General features: G+C 63.1%; 18 protein-coding genes. 13 read left to right on the plus strand and 5 right to left on the minus strand.

All coding sequences use genetic code 11. From position 1 onward, the window contains the following. Positions 1-24 precede the first annotated feature (24 nt). The 3 genes from aceF to lpdA (QN413_RS09845) are packed head-to-tail and all read left to right on the plus strand — an operon-like array spanning position 25 to position 4,159. Entirely contained in the window at positions 25-1,716 is a 1,692-nt protein-coding gene (gene aceF / locus QN413_RS09835; protein WP_323496423.1) for a dihydrolipoyllysine-residue acetyltransferase, read from the plus strand. Further along, positions 1,713-2,303 (plus strand): MFS transporter, encoded by a 591-nt coding sequence (locus QN413_RS09840; RefSeq protein ID WP_323496424.1) that lies wholly within the window; start codon positions 1,713-1,715, stop codon positions 2,301-2,303. The genes aceF and QN413_RS09840 overlap by 4 nt, the downstream gene beginning before the upstream one ends. Beyond that, entirely contained in the window at positions 2,300-4,159 is a 1,860-nt protein-coding gene (gene lpdA, locus QN413_RS09845) for a dihydrolipoyl dehydrogenase (RefSeq protein ID WP_323496425.1), read from the plus strand. Before QN413_RS09840 ends, lpdA (QN413_RS09845) begins: the two co-directional genes overlap by 4 nt. 103 nt (positions 4,160-4,262) lie before the next feature. Here the strand turns inward: lpdA (QN413_RS09845) and QN413_RS09850 are convergent, their stop codons facing one another. Then, positions 4,263-4,817 carry a C40 family peptidase gene (locus tag QN413_RS09850; RefSeq protein ID WP_187055121.1) on the minus strand — a complete coding sequence of 185 codons (555 nt, stop codon included), beginning with the start codon at positions 4,815-4,817 and terminating at the stop codon, positions 4,263-4,265. 277 nt (positions 4,818-5,094) lie between these two features. Between QN413_RS09850 and QN413_RS27325 the strand changes: the two genes are divergently transcribed. Then, positions 5,095-5,271 carry a PQQ-dependent sugar dehydrogenase gene (locus QN413_RS27325; RefSeq protein ID WP_416352164.1) on the plus strand — a complete coding sequence of 59 codons (177 nt, stop codon included), beginning with the start codon at positions 5,095-5,097 and terminating at the stop codon, positions 5,269-5,271. On the opposite strand, the gene QN413_RS09855 is transcribed toward QN413_RS27325, so the two are convergent. Next, on the minus strand, positions 5,204-6,139 hold the full coding sequence (locus QN413_RS09855) for an AraC family transcriptional regulator (RefSeq protein WP_323496426.1): 936 nt from the start codon (positions 6,137-6,139) through the stop codon (positions 5,204-5,206). The two genes, QN413_RS27325 and QN413_RS09855, sit on opposite strands and share 68 nt — an antisense overlap. Between QN413_RS09855 and QN413_RS09860 the strand changes: the two genes are divergently transcribed. Next, positions 6,059-6,469 carry an SDR family oxidoreductase gene (locus QN413_RS09860; RefSeq protein ID WP_323496427.1) on the plus strand — a complete coding sequence of 137 codons (411 nt, stop codon included), beginning with the start codon at positions 6,059-6,061 and terminating at the stop codon, positions 6,467-6,469. The two genes, QN413_RS09855 and QN413_RS09860, sit on opposite strands and share 81 nt — an antisense overlap. A 6-nt stretch (positions 6,470-6,475) precedes the next feature. Here QN413_RS09860 and QN413_RS09865 read toward each other — a convergent pair whose 3' ends face one another. Then, on the minus strand, positions 6,476-7,297 hold the full coding sequence (locus tag QN413_RS09865; protein ID WP_323496428.1) for an alpha/beta hydrolase: 822 nt from the start codon (positions 7,295-7,297) through the stop codon (positions 6,476-6,478). 10 nt (positions 7,298-7,307) lie between these two features. Continuing rightward, entirely contained in the window at positions 7,308-8,948 is a 1,641-nt protein-coding gene (locus QN413_RS09870) for a 4-hydroxyphenylacetate 3-hydroxylase family protein (RefSeq protein WP_323496429.1), read from the minus strand. A gap of 131 nt (positions 8,949-9,079) precedes the next feature. Here QN413_RS09870 and QN413_RS09875 point away from each other — a divergent pair, with 131 nt between their 5' ends. The 8 genes from QN413_RS09875 to QN413_RS09910 all read left to right on the plus strand — a co-directional run bounded on the left by QN413_RS09875 (position 9,080) and on the right by QN413_RS09910 (position 19,905). Continuing rightward, entirely contained in the window at positions 9,080-9,727 is a 648-nt protein-coding gene (locus QN413_RS09875) for a TetR/AcrR family transcriptional regulator (protein ID WP_323496430.1), read from the plus strand. Between the two features lie 24 nt (positions 9,728-9,751). Next, complete coding sequence (locus tag QN413_RS09880) at positions 9,752-10,363, plus strand: isochorismatase family protein (RefSeq protein WP_323496431.1); 612 nt, start codon at positions 9,752-9,754, stop codon at positions 10,361-10,363. A 92-nt stretch (positions 10,364-10,455) separates the two neighbouring features. Next, positions 10,456-12,366: a propionate--CoA ligase gene (locus tag QN413_RS09885; protein ID WP_323496432.1), complete on the plus strand. Its 1,911-nt coding sequence runs from the start codon at positions 10,456-10,458 to the stop codon at positions 12,364-12,366. Positions 12,367-12,532: 166 nt separating this feature from the next. Then, positions 12,533-15,409 (plus strand): 2-oxoglutarate dehydrogenase E1 component, encoded by a 2,877-nt coding sequence (locus QN413_RS09890; protein WP_323496433.1) that lies wholly within the window; start codon positions 12,533-12,535, stop codon positions 15,407-15,409. Positions 15,410-15,428: 19 nt separating this feature from the next. Next, positions 15,429-16,706 carry a 2-oxoglutarate dehydrogenase complex dihydrolipoyllysine-residue succinyltransferase gene (gene odhB, locus QN413_RS09895; RefSeq protein WP_323496434.1) on the plus strand — a complete coding sequence of 426 codons (1,278 nt, stop codon included), beginning with the start codon at positions 15,429-15,431 and terminating at the stop codon, positions 16,704-16,706. A gap of 13 nt (positions 16,707-16,719) precedes the next feature. Further along, positions 16,720-18,153 carry a dihydrolipoyl dehydrogenase gene (gene lpdA / locus QN413_RS09900; protein WP_323496435.1) on the plus strand — a complete coding sequence of 478 codons (1,434 nt, stop codon included), beginning with the start codon at positions 16,720-16,722 and terminating at the stop codon, positions 18,151-18,153. Between the two features lie 4 nt (positions 18,154-18,157). Then, positions 18,158-19,255, plus strand: coding sequence for a cell division protein ZapE (gene zapE, locus QN413_RS09905; protein WP_187052462.1), 1,098 nt, complete (start codon positions 18,158-18,160; stop codon positions 19,253-19,255). A gap of 5 nt (positions 19,256-19,260) precedes the next feature. Then, positions 19,261-19,905: a hypothetical protein gene (locus QN413_RS09910; protein WP_323496436.1), complete on the plus strand. Its 645-nt coding sequence runs from the start codon at positions 19,261-19,263 to the stop codon at positions 19,903-19,905. Between the two features lie 57 nt (positions 19,906-19,962). On the opposite strand, the gene QN413_RS09915 is transcribed toward QN413_RS09910, so the two are convergent. Continuing rightward, on the minus strand, positions 19,963-20,727 hold the full coding sequence (locus tag QN413_RS09915; RefSeq protein ID WP_323496437.1) for a PP2C family protein-serine/threonine phosphatase: 765 nt from the start codon (positions 20,725-20,727) through the stop codon (positions 19,963-19,965). Positions 20,728-20,744: the final 17 nt, after the last annotated feature.

Here is a 20,744-nt window from a genome sequence, read left to right on the forward strand (position 1 = left end):
GCCTTCGAGGCGGGAGATAAAAACATGGCAGCAGTGGAAGTCAAGATACCGGACATCGGCGATTTCGACGAAGTCGCGGTGATCGAGATCCTGGTGAAGGTGGGCGACACGGTCAAGGCTGAACAGTCGCTCATCACCGTGGAGACAGACAAGGCGTCGATGGAAATCCCGTCGAGCCAGGCGGGCGTGGTGAAGGAGATCAAGGTCGAGGTCGGCAGCAAGGTGAAGCAAGGTTCGGTCGTGCTGGTGCTGGAAGGTGAGGGCGCTGCGGCACCGGCACCGGCACCCGCCGCAGCGCCCGCACCCGCTGCTGTTGCCGCGCCGACGCCGGCTACTGCAGCCGCTGCACCGGCGGCATCCGCCGCAGCACCCGCGAGCAGCGGCGGTCCCGTCGAAATCAAAGTGCCCGACATCGGTGACTTCAAGGACGTCTCGGTCATCGAGATCCTGGTCAAGCTTGGCGACACGATCAAGCAAGAACAGTCGTTGATCACCGTCGAAACCGACAAGGCTTCGATGGAAATTCCGGCTTCGGCTGCCGGCGTGCTGAAGGAGCTGAAGGTCAAGGTCGGTGACACGGTCAACATCGGCGACCTGATAGCGATCGTGGAGGGCGCCACCGGCAACGCTTCGACGCCTTCACCGACGGCTTCGGCTCCGGTAACAGCGGCCGCGCAAGCCGCTGCCGCACCTGTTGCCGCCAGCGTGGCAGTACCTGCTGAGGCGCCAGCGGCGTCGGCGCCACCGGCCGGCCACAACCCTTCGGTCGCACCCAGCGCGAGCCTGCCGCACGCATCGCCATCGGTTCGCAAGTTCGCTCGCGAGCTCGGCGTTCCGCTCGAAGAAGTGAAGGGCTCTGGTCCCAAGGGTCGCATCACGCAGGAAGACGTTCAGGCCTTCACCAAGGCCGTGATGAGCGGTGCATCGAGTACCAAAGCATCGGCGGCAAAAGCGCCGGCCAGCGGTGCCGGCGACGGCGCGGCGCTCGGATTGATTCCGTGGCCCAAGGTCGACTTCACCAGGTTCGGCACGGTCGAGCGCAAGGACTTGTCGCGCATCAAGAAGATCAGCGGCGCGAACCTGCATCGCAACTGGGTGATGATTCCGCACGTTACCAACAACGACGATGCCGACATCACCGAGCTCGAGGCCTTCCGCGTCTCGACCAACAAGGAGAACGAGAAGTCCGGCGTCAAGGTAACGATGCTGGCTTTCGTGATCAAGGCAGTCGTGTCGGCGCTGAAGAAATTTCCTGATTTCAACACCAGCCTGGACGGTGACACGCTCGTCTACAAGCAGTACTACAACATCGGGTTCGCGGCGGACACGCCCAACGGTCTGGTCGTTCCGGTGCTCAAGGATGCCGACAAAAAAGGCATCCTGCAGATCAGCACCGAGATGGGCGAGCTCGCCAAGAAGGCGCGCGACGGCAAGCTCGGCTCGGCCGACATGCAGGGCGGCTGCATGTCGATCAGCTCGCTCGGCGGCATCGGCGGGACGCACTTCACGCCCATCATCAACGCGCCTGAAGTGGCGATCCTCGGCTTGTCCAAGAGCGCGATGAAGCCGGTGTGGGACGGCAAGCAGTTCGTACCGCGCCTGACGTTGCCGCTGTCGCTGTCGTACGACCATCGGGTGATCGATGGCGCATCGGCTGCGCGCTTCAACACCTACTTAGGGCAGGTGCTCGCCGACTTCCGTCGAGTCTTGCTATGACCACGGTGGTGGCTGTCCGCAAGGGCAGCCAGGTGGTGATCGCGGCGGACACGCTGGTCACTTTCGGCGATACGCGGCTCTCGCATGCGCAGGAAGACAACCGCAAGGTGTTCGAAGTCGACGATGCAGGGAGGCGCAGCCTTTTTGCCGCGTCGGGTTCGGTAGCGCACTTTCCGGCACTTCGGCATGCGTTGGCAGCGATCGGCAAAGACGACCTCAAGCTGCGCAGCCGCGACGAGATCTACCGCACGTTCACCAAGCTGCATCCGCTGCTGAAAGAGTCGTTTTTTCTGCAGACGAAGGAAGACGAGCACGACCCTTACGAGTCGAGCCAGTTCAGCCTGATGCTGGCGAATGCGACCGGCATCTATGGCGTCTACAGCTACCGCGAAGTGTTCGAGTTCAAGCAGTTCTGGAGCATCGGCTCCGGACGCAGCTTTGCACTCGGCGCGATGCACGCGGTGTATGCGAAGGCTCGATCGGCGCGTGAGGTGGCCGACGCGGGCATCGCGGCCGGCTGTGAATTCGATCGCAACTCGGCCGGACCGGCCGATGTACTCACTCTCAAATTGAAGGTGTCCCCATGAGCGAACAACAAATTCAGGTACCCGACATCGGCGACTTCGATGAAGTGGCAGTGATCGAGGTGCTGGTGAAGGTCGGCGACACGGTCAAGGCCGAGCAGTCTTTGATCACGGTCGAATCCGACAAGGCGTCGATGGAGATTCCATCGTCGGCCGCGGGCGTCGTGAAGTCGCTGGCTGTGGGTGTCGGCGACAAGGTCAAGCAGGGGTCGGTGGTGCTGACGCTGGAGGTGAGCGGGGCTGCGGCCGCTGGGCCTGCTGCATCGGTGCCATCGCCGGCTGCGGCTGCTCAGGCATCGCCTGCTCCCACCGCTTCAGCGCCGGTTTCCGTGCCCCCACCCAAACCCTCCCCCGTGGGGGGCGGGAGCAAGGCGGCGCTGGCGAGTACGTATGGCGGCACCGTGGATCACGAATGCGATCTGCTCGTGCTGGGTGCCGGTCCCGGTGGCTACTCCGCGGCGTTCCGCGCGGCGGATCTTGGACTCAAGGTCATCTTGGTCGAGCGGTACGCGACCTTGGGTGGTGTCTGCCTGAATGTCGGCTGCATTCCGTCGAAGGCGCTGCTGCACGTCGCTGCGGTGATGGACGAGGTCAAGCACTTCGCCGACATGGGCGTGACGTTTAGCGAGCCCGTTATCGACCGCACCAAGCTGCTCGCACGCAAGAACAAGGTGGTGAGCAAGCTCACCGGTGGGCTTACCGCGATGGCGAAGATGCGCAAGGTCACCACCGTGCGCGGTGTCGGCGAGTTCATCGACGCGTTCCACGTGAAGGTGCAGGAGACCAGCGGTGATGGCCAGGCCACGACCGGCAAGGCGCAGATCGTCAAGTTCCGCAACTGCGTGATTGCGGCTGGCTCGCAGGCCGTGCACCTGCCGTTCATGCCCAAAGACCCACGCGTGGTCGACTCGACCGGCGCGCTGGAGTTGGGCATCGATCCCAAGCGCATGCTCATCCTGGGCGGCGGAATCATCGGGCTCGAAATGGGATCGGTGTATTCGTCGCTCGGCGCTCGACTCGACGTGGTCGAAATGCTCGACGGCCTGATGCAAGGCGCTGACCGCGACCTGGTCAAGGTCTGGCAAAAGATGAACGCTCCACGCTTCGACAACATCATGCTGAAGACCAAGACCGTCGGCGCTGAAGCGACCAAGGACGGCATCAAGGTCACCTTCGAAGGTGAGGCCGCACCCAAAGAGCCGCAGTTGTACGACCTGGTGTTGCAGGCCGTCGGTCGCACGCCCAACGGCAAGAAGATCGGTGCCGAGAAGGCCGGCGTCACCGTGACCGACCGTGGCTTCATTCCTGTCGACATCCAGATGCGGACCAACATCTCGCACATCTTCGCGGTCGGCGACATCGTCGGTCAGCCGATGCTGGAACACAAGGCTGTGCACGAGGCGCACGTGGCAGCCGAGGTCATCGCTGGCGAGCAGAAGGGCGACAAGCAACTTGCCGCGGCGGCCTTCAATGCCCGCGTGATTCCGAGCGTGGCGTACACCGACCCCGAGGTGGCTTGGGTCGGCCTCACCGAAGACCAGGCCAGGGCGGAAGGCATCAACATCAAGAAGGGGCTCTTCCCGTGGAGCGCTTCAGGCCGCGCTATTGCCAACGGCCGCGACGAAGGCTTTACCAAGTTGCTGTTCGATGCAGAAACTGAGCAGATCCTGGGCGGCGGCATCGTCGGCACACACGCAGGCGACATGATCGGCGAGATTGCGCTGGCGATCGAGATGGGTGCCGATGCGATCGATATCGGCAAGACCATCCACCCGCATCCGACGCTGGGTGAAAGCATCGGCCTGGCCGCAGAGGCGCTCCACGGTCACTGCACCGACTTGCCGCCGGTCAAGCGCTGAACTCGTCGAGCAGGTTGCGCCCAACAAAAAACCCGCCGACGGCGGGTTTTTTCATGCGTGCCCTGCAGAGGAGGGCCTCGGTCTCTGGTCGCTCAGGCAGCGCTCAATCGCCGACCTTGGCTTCTTCGCCCTGGACTGCTTGCACGCGGCGTCCGCCATTGAAGCGGCTCTGCCAGTAGCTGCCACTCATGTCTTCCACACGGACCTGGGCGCCTGGCTTGGGCGAGTGAATGAACTTGCCTTCTCCGACGTAGATGCCGACATGGCTGAACGCCCTGCGCATGGTGTTGAAAAACACGAGGTCTCCGGGCTTGAGATCGGTGCGTGCGATGGGCTCGGTGGCTGCAGCCTGTTCGACAGCGCGACGCGGCAGCACGAGGCCGATGGTCTGGTTGTACATGGCGCGGACAAAGCCACTGCAATCGAAGCCGGTTTCGGCGGTGTTGCCGCCACGGCGGTAAGGTACGCCCAGGAAACCGACGGCGGTGACCACCAGTTCGGAGGTGCGATCGCTGACGGTCTGGCGAACATGATCGAGCTTGCTGATCAAGCCTTTATCCGAAAGCATTCGTTCTATGTCGTCGCTGCGCTCCTGTTGTGGCGCGGCATGCGCCGCAAAAGCAATGAGGAGGATGGCAGGTAAGACAAATAAACGCATGGTACGTAGGATATTGACGACACTCATTGATGTCAATTTCATCCAGTTTCTGGATTTCTATCCTAACTTGTTGTTCTAATTAGATATTTACAAATTCTGTGATATGAATTTGTAAAGTTCATCGGTTATCCGGCATAAGCGCTTCGCGTGATGTAAGTCAAAGGAATGTGAATTGCTTGTGTCGGTGGGTGATCGGGTCATGCTGCGGCCGTACCAATTTGCAAAGGATGGCGGATGCTCTCGTTGCCACTTTTGGGCCTAAGTCGAACGGTCGGTGGTGTGGGAAACCGGGCACGGTCCGCAAGGTGGCGACGAGATCGACATCCCGCTCGCCGGCCGCAACTACGGCGGACTGCAATGCCTACCTCGCGGCGAACCTGGCCCTGTCACGGGTCCCTTTCAACCACTGCGCTCTCAACCCGGTACTGCCCAGGCCGTCGTCCGGTCACTTTAAAGAATACGGAGCTGAAGGCCGCCGCCGAGCCGTAGCCGACGATCTCGGCGACCTCTGAAATGCTGCGGTGGTTCGACTTCAGCGCCGCGCTGGCCACGGCCACTCGCCATTCGATCAGGTAGCGAAGCGGTGGAACACCCGTCATCGCCTTGAACCGCTCGGCGAAGGTCGTGCGAGACATGGCGACGCTGGATGCAAGCTCGTCGACGGTCCAGCGGTGCGCGATGTCGGCATGCAGCAGGTGCAGGGCTGCTCCGATCTTTGGATCCGCAAGCGCACCCAGCCAGCCCGGCAGATGAGCCCAGGAAGCCATGCGCAACCGAAGACTCTGCATCAGCACCATGTTCGCAAGGTTGGTCGCGACGACCGCGCCGCCGGGTCGTACGGCCTCGGTTTCTAGGCGAAGGAGTTCGAGCAGCGCCCGCAGCGACGGAGCGCCTTCCGATCCGGCCGGCACATGGACGAGTGGCGGCAGCAACTTCAGCAAGAGGTCCTCCGCATCGGCGTCGAAGACGAAGCGACCACCGGCGGCACTCACCTTGTCGCCGTGCTGGCCGTAGCGAACGATGCCATCCGCATCCATGCAACTGGCAAGCACTTCGCGCCCATCGATGGGCACGAGTGTCGGATCGCTGCCGGTGCAGTAGGGCTGGCCGTGCGTCAGGAGGTAGAAATCGCCGGTGTTCAGATACAACGGCGGCTCGCCGTCCTCGGTCCAAAGCCAGAACGAGCCTTCCAAAATGCCGGCGAACTGGATGTGACGGCGCGCGTCGACGACTGGGACGCGATGATCGACATCAACATCAAGGGTGTGCTCTATGGCATCGCGGCCGCCTTGCCCACCTTTCGCAAGCAGGGGGCAGGTCATTTCATCAACGTCGCGTCCACGGCAGCGCACCGCATCGTCCCAGGCATGGCGGTCTATGCGGGCACCAAGTTCGCGGTGCGAGCGATCTCGGAAGGTTTGCGACAAGAAGCGGGCACTGCGTTGCGGGTAACGGTGATCTCGCCGGGCATGACCCGCACCGGCTTCGCGGATTCCATGACGAGCCCGGAGCTGAAAGCCCAGACGCAGTCCACGATGGAAAAGATGGGGATACCGCCGGATGCAATTGCCCGTGCCATCGCATTCGCGATAGAGCAGCCTTCCGTTGTCGATGTCGGCGAGATCATTGTCCGGCCGACGGCGCAAAGTTAGTTGGCCTCAGCCATTGCAACCCGGCAGCGGCAGCGTCGGCAGCACCGCGCGCCAGAGCCGCGTCCATTCGGGCCAGTCGTGCCCGCCTGCAGTGGTGAATACGCGCTCCGGCGGCAAGGCGGCCGCGAGCAGTCGATGGCTGAAGGCGAACCGATCGTCGAGGCCATAGCCCAGGTAGAGCGGCGGGTGATCGACCGGCAGCGGCCGGCGCGCGTAAGCCTTCAGCCATTGCCACAGTGCCGTCTCGCGCTGCGCTCTTTCGCCGCCGGCTCGGTCGTCGCCGACGGGGTCGGTGAGCGGCCCTTGCCATCGCACGAGTCCGCCGGCGTTGGCGACATCCAAGCTCTGCACGCGATCGCCGAGGTAGGGCGCCAACACGACCAGCCCCGTCACGTCGACCGGATGTGCGTTGGCATAGATCAGCCCACCCAGCCCTCCGATGGAAATGCCGACGATCCATATCGCCTTGTAGCCCCGCGCCCGCGCAGGTGCGATCACGTCTTGCTGCAGGCGCTCGATGACGGCGCCCTTGTTGTAGTAACCCAGGTGCGCATCGACGCGCACGATGTCGACAGCGAGTTGCCGCTCCCGCACCGCGCTCACGAAGTTCTCACGCACGAACTCGTCGGGATGCGAATAGGCGCCGGGCAACATGATCAGCAAGGTGTCGGCGCGTGCCGTGCAGGTGCTCTTGTCGACGAAGGTGTCGATCGGCGCCTTGGCCGGGCGCAGGCCGGTGCAGCCTGACGCAAGCAAGGAAGCCAGCGCTACCGCCGCCGCTAACGCCGCGAGCCTCAAACCGCGGCGCCCGTGGACGAAAGATGGCATCGGTTGCTGCCTAGACCGGGGACGGCGTCGTCGGCGGCAGTCGCACTGACCGCGGTGCCGGCAGATCGACCATGACGGCTTGTCCCGGCGTCGTGCAGCCGGTGTCGCAGCATTTGCCGGGTTGCCGGTTCTTCGTGATGGCGCGGTCCGGGTCGTGCGCTACGCCGCGATCGAGCAACCTCTCGACCAGCTCGACCTTGGAGCCGATGGGGTAGTTGCGATAGATCTCCTGCTTCATCGCGGCCGGTGAGCCGCCGCCGTGCAGGCTGATCACGCTGTACCAACCACCTTGATAGCCGGCAGTCAGGTCTTCGATAAAGCGTGCGGTTTCGATGCGCTGTTCGTATGGCACGTCGGGACTGGCGCGCAGCACCTCCGACAGGCGCGCCGCAGTCTCCGGGTTGTGGTCTTCGTCAGGTCCGGGCAGCGTGACGATCAGTCCACCGCTCACGTAGTGCGCGATGCGGTGCATGTCGTAGATCTTGGTGGCCAGCAGCAGCTTGCCGATGTTGCTGAACACCGGGTCGGGCATGAAGATGTCGCAGTGCTCGTCGGCCTTGCCGTAGACGCTGGCCGCCACGCCGCAGGCAAAAAAGCTCTCGGTGATGGTGATGAGTTCGACCATCTGCTCGCGCAGGTGCGTTTCCTTGCCGGGGTCGAAGCCGTTGGCCTCGCACATCAGCGCGCCGGCGCCGATCAGCAAATCGCCGAAGCCGGCGCGCGCACCGATGCAGCTGTGGCGGTGGTGGGTGGCGTAGCTGTAGGTCAGGTGGCCGGTGTGCTCCCACTCGCCGGCATAGAACACGTTGTCCCATGGCACGAAGACGCGGTCGAACATGCATACGCCGGTGCTCTGGCCGAATTTGCGGCTGAACAGCGCATCGCCATGCTCGAGCTTTTCGCCTGGCCGACCGGCCGGGCGTGCCACGATGGTCAAGCCCGGTGCGTCGAGCGGCACGGCGCAGCACACCGCGAAATCCGCGTCTTCGCGGCTCATGTTGCGGCATGGCATGACCAGCAGTTCGTGCACGTAGGGCGCGCCGGTCACGATGGCCTTGGTGCCCGAGATCACGATGCCGCGCACGCCGTTGCGCAGCGCATTGCGCTCGACGATGTGCAGGTAGCTGTCGATGTTCGATTGTTCGTGCGGGCGCTTGCTGCGGTCGCCCTTGGCGTCGGTCATCGCCACGCCAAGCGTCAGGTCCTGGTCCTGGATGCGGTGCAGATACTCGGTAAATCGGGCGGTGTTCTCGGTCGTACCGCGCGCGTCGTCGATGCGGGCCGACACTTGGCCAATCGCGTTCAGCGCATCGTGCGTGAGGTAGCGCTGCGCGCAGCCGGTTTCCTGGCAGACGAGCCGCACGGCTTCGAGCTTGTTGAGCAGGTCACCCGAGCCGGTGTTGATGTGCGACAGGCGATTTACTCGCTTGCCGCTGGAGTGCTGAATGGCCGTCATCAGCGACTCGTACTGCGGCTTCAACGCGTAGTCGTAAGTGAGCGCGATGGCATTGATGCCGGGCTGGAATGCGACTTCGTCGGCCACGCTCTCGACGCGGCGTCCGTCGACGAATACGGTGGGCTTGTAGCGCCGCAACGAGTCGCGATATTCGTCGCCGGACATCAGGTTGGCGACGGGAAGGGCAGCATTCATGGTGTCTCCAGTTGCTTGAAGGTTGTGAAAGCTCAAAGACTTTCTCGATCGTGAATTTGAACACTGTTCAATTCTTTGTTCAACTGCTCGAATAAATGGAGGTGTGTGCAGGGTGGCGCTATATTCGAAGCATGCATGCCAAGCTCCAGCGTCAGCAAACACTCACCGATGCACGCCGGGCACTGGTGCTCGATGCTGCGCGTTCGGTGTTCTCCGAAGCGGGCATTGAAGGCGCCAGCATTCGCGAGATCGCCAAGCGCGCCGGCTACACCCCCGGGGCTATCTACTCGTACTTCGAGAGCAAGGAGGCGGTGTATGCCGCATTGCTCGACGAGTCGTTGACGCGGCTGCAAGCGGCTGTCGCCGATGCGCGCGTGTTCAAAGCGAAACCCGAGAAGACGCTGTTGTCCAAGGCGCTGGCCTGGTTCGATTTCTATGCCGCAAACCCGCGTGATCTGGACCTGGGCTTCTACTTGGTGCACGGCATGCGCCCGCGCGGCCTCACCAGCGAGCTCGATCACGAGTTAAACGACCGCCTCTACGACGCCCTTCGCCCCTGTGAAGACGCGTTGCTGGCAATGGGGCTCGATGCAAAGCGCGCACTGCGGGAGAACACCGCTCTTTTTGCGCAAGGCGTCGGCCTGCTGCTGATGCAGCACACCGGGCGCATCCGGATGTTTCGACAGTCGGCGGAACTGCTGTTCAGAACCTATGTGGCGCAACTGGTTGCCCGGTGCGGGGTGGCGGACCGGCGCGATCAGATCGGTGGTACGGTTTAGCTTCACTTCCAACAAGATCCGACCATGCTGCTCGATGCCTCGCTTTCCCAACTCGTGCTGGTCGATTACCAGGCGCGACTCATGCCGGCGATATTCGAGTCGGAAGCGGTCGCCAAGAACGCCGTTCGACTCGGCAAAATGGCGCAACTGGTCGAGGTCCCCGTTTGGGGCACCGAGCAGAACCCGTCGAAGCTCGGCGAGAACCTGCCCGACATCCGCGCGTTGTGTCAGCGCACACTGGCCAAGATGCATTTCAGCGGTGTCGAAGAAGGGCTGGGCGACTGGTTGCGGCCGACCGAGCCGCAACCTCAGGCGCAACGCGGTAACGCACGCAGCCTGCCCAAACACCTGCAGAAGCCGGCACCGCCGGTCGACGAGCGCGGCACCATCGTTATCGCCGGTTGTGAGGCGCACGTCTGCTTGCTGCAAACAGCGCTCGACTTGCTTGAAGACGAGTTCGAAGTGTGGGTCGTCACCGATGCCTGCAGCTCGCGCACCGAGCGCAACCGCGATGCCGCGTTCGACCGCCTTGCCGGTGCCGGTGCAGAACTCGTCACCACGGAGATGGTCGGATTCGAATGGTTGCGTACGGCTGAGCACCCTGCGTTCCGCGACTTGCAGGCACTGATTCGCTAGGTCCCGGCGATTTCTGCAGATTGCGGGAACGCGAGTCGAGTGCTTTGTCCAGGCCGGCCTTGCGATACAGAACTTGAAGGAGACAAAACCAGATGAGCCGCTACGAGGATTTCCACGCCCGTTCCATCGAAGATCCTGACGGTTTCTGGTCCGAGCAAGCCCAGTTGATCGACTGGCAGACGCCGCCTAAGCAGATCCTCGATGCGAGCAACCCACCGTTCGCCAACTGGTTCGTCGGCGGTACGACCAACCTGTGCCACAACGCGGTCGATCGGCATCTGGCGACGCGTGGCGATCAGGCTGCATTGATCTTCGTCTCTACCGAAACCGGCGTCGAAAAGACTTTCAGCTTCAACCAGCTGCACGCTGAAGTGCAGCGCACCGCCGCCAGCCTGATGGCGCTGGGCGCCGGCAAGGGCGACCGCGTCCTGATCTACATGCCGATGATTCCGGAAGCGGTATTCGCGATGCTGGCCTGCGCCCGCATCGGCGCCGTCCATTGCGTGGTGTTCGGTGGCTTTGCAAGTGGTTCCCTGGCCACGCGAATCGAGGACGCCGAGCCGAAGGTCGTGATAAGCGCCGACGCCGGTTCGCGTGGCAGCAAGGTGGTGCCGTACAAGCCACTGCTCGACGAAGCGATTCGCCTGTCGAAGTACAAGCCGGCCGCCGTGCTGCTGACCGACCGCGGTTTGGCGCCGATGGAGCTTGTCGCGGGGCGTGATCACCTGGACAGCGACATGGCGGCCTCGCGCCGAGATGCGGTGGTGCCGTGCGTCTGGCTGGCGTCGACCGACATCAGCTACACCATCTACACCAGCGGCACCACCGGCAAACCCAAGGGCGTGCAGCGCGACACCGGCGGCTATGCCGTGGCGCTGGCCGCCAGCATGAAGCACATCTTCGACGGCCGTGCCGGCGAAACGTATTTCTCGACCAGCGACATCGGCTGGGTCGTCGGCCATAGCTACATCGTCTACGGCCCGCTGATCGCCGGCATGGCGACGATCCTGTACGAAGGCCTGCCCACGCAGGGCATCGACCAGCAGCCCGACGGCGGCATCTGGTGGTGGCTGGTGGAAAAGTACAAGGTAACGGTGATGTTCAGCGCGCCCACCGCTGTACGTGTGCTCAAGAAGCAAGACCCGTCGCTGCTGAAAAAGTACGACCTTTCCAGCCTGCGCGCGCTGTTCCTGGCTGGCGAGCCGCTCGATGAGCCCACGGCCCGCTGGATCAGCGACGGCCTTGGCGTGCCCATCATCGACAACTACTGGCAGACCGAATCGGGCTGGCCGATCATCACGATCGCCAATGGCGTCGAGGCCAAGCCGAGCAAGTTCGGCAGCCCCGGCGTGCCGATGTATGGCTACAAAGTCAAGATCCTGCACGAGTCGACCGGCGAAGAGCTCACCGCGCCCAACGAGAAGGGCGTGGTCGTCATCGAAGGCCCGACGCCGCCCGGCTTCATGCAGACCATCTGGAAAGACGACGCGCGCTTCGTGCAGACCTACTGGAAGAGCGTGCCGGGCAAGCTGGTTTATTCGACCTTCGACTGGGGCATTCGGGATGCCGACGGCTACTTCTTTATCCTCGGTCGCACCGACGACGTGATCAACGTGGCCGGGCATCGGCTCGGTACACGCGAGATCGAAGAAAGCATTTCGGGGCACGCCAACGTTGCCGAAGTGGCGGTGGTGGGCGTCGCCGATGCACTCAAGGGCCAGGTTGCCATGGCTTTCGTCGTGCCGAAAGCAGGAGACGCGGTGACCGATGCCGACGTCGCGCTGAAGCTTGAAGGCGAGATCATGAAGCGCGTGGCCGACCAGCTCGGTGCGCTGGCGCGACCGGCACGCGTCCGCTTCGTGACGGGCCTGCCCAAGACGCGCAGCGGCAAGCTGCTGCGGCGCGCAATACAGGCGGTGTGCGAAGGGCGCGACCCGGGCGACCTGACCACCATCGACGATCCGGTCACTCTGCAGAAGATCGGGCAACTTGTCGGCCCCTGAAGGGTTGTGTTGTCCGCAACGGGTGTCATATTGTTGAAGTGGCACAATGAGAAGGTACTCAGGCCCTTCCCCAGCCACAGTCGCATCCGCCAATCGGTCAAGCCGTGTCGCGGAAGGTTTCTTAACCAGCTAGTGCTTCCTTCAGGGAAGCGAAGGTCAGCGGATCATGAGCGATTCTTCGACGCCCTCGGCATACCAAGCCTATCAAGGCAACACCTATCTCTTCGGCGGCAATGCGCCCTATGTCGAAGAGATGTACGAAAACTACCTCTCTAATCCAGGCAGCGTGCCCGACAACTGGCGTTCGTATTTCGACGCCTTGCAGCACGTGCCAGCAGCCGATGGCAGCAACGCCAAAGACGTGGCGCACCTCCCGGTCGTCAACGCTTTTGCCGAACGCGCCAAGCAGGGCACGACCCGCGTGGTGCAGGCCAGCGGTGCCGACTCCGAACTCGGTCGCAAGCGCACAGCGGTGCAGCAGCTCATCGCGGCGTACCGCAACGTCGGCGCACGCTGGGCCGACCTCGATCCGCTCAAGCGCACGGAGCGCCCGGCCATTCCAGAACTCGAACCGTCGTTCTACGGCTTTGCCGACGCCGACCTCGAAACGGTTTTCAACACCAGCAACACATTTTTCGGCAAAGACACCATGTCTTTGCGCGACCTGCTCAACGCCTTGCGTGAAACGTACTGCGGCACCATCGGCGCCGAGTACATGTACACGACCGACCAGAACCACAAGCGCTGGTGGCAGCAAAAGCTCGAGAGCGCGCGCACCAACCCGCAGCTGACGGTCGAGCAAAAGAAGCATGTGCTGAATCGCCTCACAGCGGCCGAAGGCCTCGAACGTTTCTTGCACACCAAGTACGTCGGTCAAAAGCGCTTTTCGCTGGAAGGCGGCGAAAGCTTCATCGTGTCGATGGACGAACTCATCAACCAGGCCGGCGTGCAGGGCGTGCAGGAAATCGTGATCGGCATGGCCCACCGTGGCCGCCTCAACGTGCTGGTCAATTCGCTTGGCAAGATGCCGGCCGACCTGTTTGCGGAGTTCGACCACACCGCCCCTGAAGAACTGACCAGCGGCGACGTCAAATACCACCAGGGCTTCAGCTCGGACGTGACCACGCCTGGCGGTCCGGTGCATTTGAGCCTGGCCTTCAATCCGTCGCACCTCGAGATCGTGAACCCGGTGGTCGAAGGCTCGGTGCGCGCCCGCATGGACCGTCGCGGCGATCCGCTCGGCAAGCAGGTGCTGCCGATCATCGTGCACGGCGACGCGGCCTTTGCCGGCCAGGGTGTCGTGATGGAAACGCTGGCGCTGGCCGAAACGCGCGGCTATCACACCGGCGGTACGGTGCACATCGTCATCAACAACCAGATCGGTTTCACCACCAGCGATCCGCGCGACAGCCGTTCGACGCTGTACTGCTCGGACATCGTCAAGATGATCGAAGCGCCCGTGCTCCACGTGAACGGCGACGACCCCGAAGCCGTGGTGCTGGCAACCCAGTTCGCGCTGGACTTCCGCATGGAGTTCCAGAAGGACGTCGTGGTCGACATCATCTGCTTCCGCAAGTTGGGCCACAACGAGCAGGACACGCCGTCGCTCACCCAGCCGCTGATGTACAAGAAGATCGCCCAGCATCCCGGAACGCGGAAGCTGTACGCCGACCGCCTCGCCGCGCAAGGGCTCGGCGCCACCCTCGGCGACGACATGGTGAAGGCGCAGCGCGCCGCTTTCGACGAAGGCAAGAACACGGTCGACCCGGTGTTGACCAACTTCAAGAGCAAATACGCCGTCGACTGGAGCCCTTACCTCAACAAGAAGTGGACCGACGCCGGCGACACCGCCATTCCGAGTTCGGAATGGAAGCGCCTTGCGGAGAAGATCACGACCGTGCCGGCTGGCTTCACCGTGCACCCGCTGGTGAAGAAGGTGCTGGACGACCGTGCCGCCATGGGCCGCGGCGACATGAACGTCGACTGGGGCATGGGCGAGCACATGGCCTTTGCTTCGCTCGTGGCGAGCGGCTATCCGATTCGGCTTTCGGGTGAAGACTCGGGCCGCGGCACCTTCACGCACCGTCATGCCGTGTTGCACGACCAGAACCGCGAAAAGTTCGACGTCGGCACCTACACGCCGTTGCAGAACGTGACCGAGAACCAGGCCCCGTTCCTCGTGATCGACTCGATCCTGTCCGAAGAAGCCGTGCTGGCTTTCGAGTACGGCTATGCGTCGAACGACCCCAACACCTTCGTGATCTGGGAAGCGCAGTTCGGCGACTTCGCCAATGGCGCCCAGGTGGTGATCGACCAATTCATCGCTTCCGGCGAAGTGAAGTGGGGCCGCGTCAACGGCATCACGCTGATGCTGCCGCACGGCTATGAAGGCCAGGGTCCGGAGCACAGTTCGGCGCGCCTCGAACGCTTCATGCAGCTGTCGGCCGACACCAACATGCAGGTGGTGCAGCCCACCACAGCCAGCCAGATCTTCCACATCCTGCGTCGTCAGATGGTGCGCAACCTGCGCAAGCCGCTGATCATCATGACGCCCAAGTCGCTGCTGCGTAACAAGGATGCGACCTCGCCGTTGTCCGAGTTCACTAAGGGCGCTTTCCAGACCGTCATCCCCGACAGTCGCGACCTCAAGGCCGACAAGGTCAAGCGCGTGATCGCATGTTCTGGCAAGGTGTACTACGACTTGGCCAAGAAGCGCGAAGAGCGGGGTGCTGACGACGTCGCGATCATCCGCGTCGAACAGCTGTATCCGTTCCCGCACAAGGCTTTCGGCACCGAGCTGAAGAAGTACCCCAACCTGGTCGACGTGGTGTGGGCGCAGGACGAGCCGCAAAACCAGGGCGCATGGTTCTTCGTGCAGCACTACATCCACGAGAACATGCACGACGGGCAAAAGCTGGGCTACTCCGGTCGTGCCGCTTCGGCATCGCCGGCGGTCGGCTACTCGCACCTCCATCAGGAACAACAAAAAGCGCTGGTCGACGGCGCGTTCGGCAAGCTCAAGGGCTTCGTGCTGACCAAATAACTAGAACCGAAAATTCAAAATGTCCATCGTAGAAGTCAAAGTCCCCCAGCTGTCCGAATCGGTGTCTGAAGCCACCATGCTCACCTGGAAGAAAAAAGCCGGTGATGCCGTTGCCGTCGATGAAATCCTGATCGAGATCGAGACCGACAAGGTCGTGCTCGAAGTGCCGGCGCCGTCGGCGGGCGTGCTGGTGGAAATCTTGCAACCCGATGGCGCCACGGTCCTCGCAGAGCAATTGATCGCGCGGATCGACACAGAAGGCAAGGCAGGCGCCGCGGCCGCTGCGCCTGAGGCCGCGCCCGCTCCGGCGGTTGCTGCACCGGCGCCTGCCGCTGCTGCAGCCGCGGTGATGGGCGGCTCGAAGTCCGATGTCGCCATGCCAGCCGCAGCAAAGTTGCTGGCCGACAACAACCTGAAGACCAGCGACGTGGCCGGTTCCGGCAAGGACGGCCGCGTGACCAAGGGCGACGTGCTCGGCGCCGTCGCCTCGGGCACCACCGCAGCCAAGGCGCCGGCACCCGCCGCCGCTCCGGCCCCCGCCGCCAAGCCGTTGCTGACGCAGGTCGCATCGCCGACCGCCGCTCCTGACCTGGGCGACCGCCCGGAGCAGCGCGTGCCGATGAGCCGCCTGCGCGCCCGCATCGCCGAGCGCTTGCTGCAATCGCAATCGACCAACGCCATCCTGACGACCTTCAACGAAGTCAACATGGCCCCGGTCATGGAGATGCGCAAGAAGTTCCAGGATGCATTCAGCAAGGAGCACGGCGTCAAGATCGGCTTCATGAGCTTCTTCGTGAAGGCGGCAGTGCACGCGCTCAAGAAGTACCCGGTCATCAACGCGTCGGTCGACGGCAACGACATCCTCTACCACGGCTACTTCGACATCGGCATCGCCGTCGGTTCACCGCGCGGTCTGGTGGTGCCGATCTTGCGCAACGCCGACCAGATGAGCTTTGCGGACATCGAGAAGAAGATCGCCGAGTACGGTCAGAAGGCCAAGGACGGCAAGCTGGGCATCGAAGAAATGACCGGTGGCACCTTCTCGATCAGCAACGGCGGCACCTTCGGTTCCATGCTGTCGACGCCCATCATCAACCCGCCGCAGTCGGCCATCCTGGGCGTACACGCCACCAAGGACCGCGCGGTGGTCGAGAACGGGCAGATCGTGATCCGTCCGATGAACTACCTCGCCATGAGCTACGACCACCGCATCATCGACGGCCGTGAAGCCGTGCTGGGCCTGGTCGCCATGAAGGAAGCGCTGGAAGATCCATCGCGCCTCTTGTTCGACATCTGAGGCGAAGACACAGATGGCAAACAAACAGTTCGACGTGATCGTGGTCGGTGGCGGCCCCGGCGGCTATATCGCCGCGATTCGTGCGGCCCAACTCGGATTCAACGTCGCCTGCGTCGACGAGTGGAAAAACGCAAAGGGTGGCCCGGCGCTGGGCGGTACCTGCACCAACGTCGGCTGCATTCCTTCCAAGGCGCTGCTGCAGTCGTCGGAGCACTACGAGCAGGCCGGCCACACCTTTGCCGACCATGGCATCAACGTGTCGGGCCTCTCGCTCGATATCGGCAAGATGATGGCCCGCAAGGACCACGTCGTGAAGCAGAACAACGACGGCATCACGTACCTGTTCAAGAAGAACAAGATCACCTCGTTCCATGGTCGCGCGTCGTTCGTCAAGACCGATGAAACCGGCTACGAGCTCAAGGTCGTCGGCGCAGCAGGCGAAGAAGCCATCAGCGGCAAGCACATCATCGTGGCGACGGGCTCCAATGCCCGTGCTTTGCCGGGTGCGCCGTTCGACGAAGAGAACATCTTGTCGAACGACGGCGCCTTGCGTGTCGGCGCGGTGCCGAAGAAGTTGGCGCTGATCGGTGCCGGCGTGATCGGTCTGGAGATGGGTTCCGTCTGGCGCCGCCTGGGTGCCGACGTCACGGTGCTGGAAGGCCTGCCGACTTTCCTCGGCGCGGTCGACGAGCAGATCGCCAAGGAAGCGAAAAAGGCGTTCGACAAGCAGGGCCTGAAAATCGAACTCGGCGTCAAGGTCGGTGAGATCAAGACTGGCAAGAAAGGCGTTTCCATCGCATGGACCAACGCCAAGGGCGAAGCGCAGACGCTCGACGTCGACAAGCTGATCATTTCGATCGGCCGCGTCGCCAACACCATCGGCCTCAACCCCGAAGCGGTCGGCCTCAAGCTCGACGAGCGCGGTGCGGTGGTGGTCGACGACGAGTGCAAGACCAACCTGCCGAACGTCTGGGCGGTCGGCGACGTGGTGCGCGGCCCGATGCTGGCGCACAAGGCCGAAGAAGAGGGCGTGGCCGTGGCCGAGCGCATTGCCGGCCAGCATGGGCACGTCAACTTCAATACCGTTCCATGGGTTATCTACACACATCCGGAAATTGCCTGGGTCGGGCAGACCGAGCAACAGCTCAAGGCCGAAGGCCGAGCCTACAAGGCCGGTACCTTCCCGTTCCTGGCGAACGGCCGCGCACGTGCGCTGGGCGACACCACCGGCATGGTCAAGTTCCTTGCGGATGCGACCACCGACGAGATCCTCGGCGTGCACATGGTGGGCCCGCAAGTCAGCGAGCTGATCTCCGAAGCCGTTGTCGCGATGGAGTTCAAGGCGAGCAGCGAAGACATCGCGCGCATCTGCCACGCGCATCCGTCGCTGTCGGAAGCCACGAAGGAAGCGGCGCTGGCGGTCGAAAAACGCACGCTCAACTTCTGATCTCTTGAGCGTCAAGCAGGCTTACGAGGCGGAGCTCGCAAAGCGGGGCTTCCATAGCGACCCGGCGCAATTGCGTGCCGTGGAGGCGCTGGATCGCTGCGTCAACGAGTGGGCCGATTACAAGGCGCAACGCTCGAACGCGCTCAAGAAGTTCATCAACCGGCCGGAGATTCCGCGCGGCGTCTACATGTACGGCGGCGTCGGTCGCGGCAAGTCGTTCTTGATGGACCTGTTCTTCAACGCCGTGCCGCTGCGGCGCAAGACGCGCCTGCACTTTCACGAGTTCATGCGCGAAGTGCACCGTGAGTTGGCCGACCTGCAGGGCACGGTCAATCCGCTGGACGAGCTCGGCCTGCGCATGTCCAAGCGCTACAAGCTGATCTGTTTCGACGAGTTCCATGTGGCGGACATCACCGACGCCATGATCCTGCATCGGCTGCTCGCCGCGCTGTTCAATAACGGCGTCGGCTTTGTCACGACTTCCAATTTCAAGCCGGACGACCTGTACCCGAACGGCTTGCACCGCGATCGAATTCTTCCGGCCATCGAATTGTTGAAGGAGCAGCTGGAAGTCATCGGTGTCGACAACGGCACCGACTACCGGACCCGCACCCTGCACCAGTTGCGCATGTACCTCACGCCCAACGGGGCTGCCGCCGATCAGGAAATGCGGGACGCTTTCAATCGGTTGGCGGAAACGCCCGACGACAACCCGGTGCTCCACATCGAGTCGCGCGAAATCCATGCGAGGCGGCGCGCCGGCGGCGTGGTGTGGTTCGACTTCAAGACGTTGTGCGGCGGACCGCGCTCGCAAAACGACTACCTTGAGATCGCAGCGCAGTTCCATACGGTGCTGCTGTCGGACGTGCCGCAGATGTCGGTGAGCCGAGCCTCTGAGGCACGTCGTTTCACCTGGCTGGTCGACGTGTTCTACGATCGACGGGTCAAGCTCATCATGTCGGCACAGGTCGCGCCCGAGGCGTTGTACACCGAAGGCCCGCTGGCGCACGAGTTTCCTCGCACGGTCTCGCGGCTCAACGAGATGCAGTCGGCCGAATTTTTAGCGCTCGAGCGGCGCAATGTCGATACCGGGCTCACATGAAGAAGATGTTCACTTCGCTTTTGATGGCGGCTGCCGCGGTTGCGTCTTCGCCGCTTTGTGCGCAGTCGGTCGCGACGGCCGGCAACACCGACATGGCGGCAGAGCGCTCACGACTCACTGCTGAGCGCGCCGCTGTCGACAAGAAGTTCGAGGAGGAGCGGTTTGCCTGCTTCAAGAAGTTCGCGGTCGAGAGTTGTCTCGAAGACAGTCGCAGGGGCAAGCGCGCTGCTCTGGACAACATCAAGCGGCAAGAAGCGATCATCAACGATGCCGAGCGCAAGCGTCGCGGTGCCGCTGCCCTTGACCGACTCGACGACAAGTCTGCACCGCAGCGCGCGCAAGAGGCCGCTGAGCAACGCGACAAAGCACTCAAGTCACAGGCTGACCGCGAGCAACGGGCGGCCGATCACACAACCGGTCGCGAGGCTGCCGTTGCGGGCGAAGCCGCCAAGCGCGAGCAATTCGAGAACAGGCAAAAAGCGAACGCCGAGCATCTGGCGAAGACTGCCAAGTCGCGTGCGCAGGCGCCGGTCGAACAGCAGCAGTTCGACGACAAGGCAAGGAAGGCCGAGGCACACCGTGCCGAGGTCGAGAAGCGCAATGCCGACCGTACCAAGCCGCGCTCGGCATCGCTGCCGCCGCCGCCCTGATCGTCACAAGCCCGAGGCGGGCGCGCCACCTTGGCCGCACCGCAGCCGGCCCGGTGATTACTTTGGCAGAGGCTCGAGCTTGAGTACCGCCAGCGACAGGTTGTCGCCTGTGCCACGCGCCCGCTTGCGGGCTTCGTTTACCAGCAGTTCGACCGCTTCGCGCGGCGACTGCTCCGACAGCACCGCACCCATTTCTTCCGGGGTGAAGTAGTGCCACAAGCCGTCGCTGCAGGCCATCAGCACGTCGCCGGGTTGCAGTTGCGGAATGAAATGGGTTTCGATCGGCGGCGGCGTGGCCGTCATGCCGAGGCAGCCGAGCAGGATGTTGCCCTGAGGGTGAATGTTGGCTTCTTGCTCGGTGATCTCGCCACGGTCGATCAGCACCTGAACATACGAGTGATCCCGCGTGCGCTTGATAAGCCGGCCGCGCTGGAAATGATAGATGCGCGAATCGCCCGCATGAATCCAGGCACAGTCGCCGTGCGGGTTCATCAAGAACGCGGCCACTGTGCTGTGAGGTTCCTGCTCACTTGACAGCGCTGTCAGCTTGATGACCGTGTGCGCGTCGTCGAGCAGGCGTCGCAGGATGTTGCCGGGTTCGTCGTGCTCCGGACGGTAGCGCGCAAAGAGCTGGCGCGCCGTCATCATCACCTGGTCGGATGCCTTGCGGCCGCCGCTGCGACCGCCCATGCCATCGGCGATGACTCCCAGCACGCAACCCGGCGTACGGGCGTGCGACAGCATCAAAACCTGGTCTTGTTGATACGGCCGGTCTCCCTTGTGGAGACCGGTGGCGGCAGCGAGTCGGAAACCTCGAATCATGGGTGCAGAGGAGATGT

The organism is Variovorax sp. LG9.2 (assembly GCF_035018885.1).
Classification (GTDB): Bacteria; Pseudomonadota; Gammaproteobacteria; order Burkholderiales; family Burkholderiaceae_C; genus Variovorax.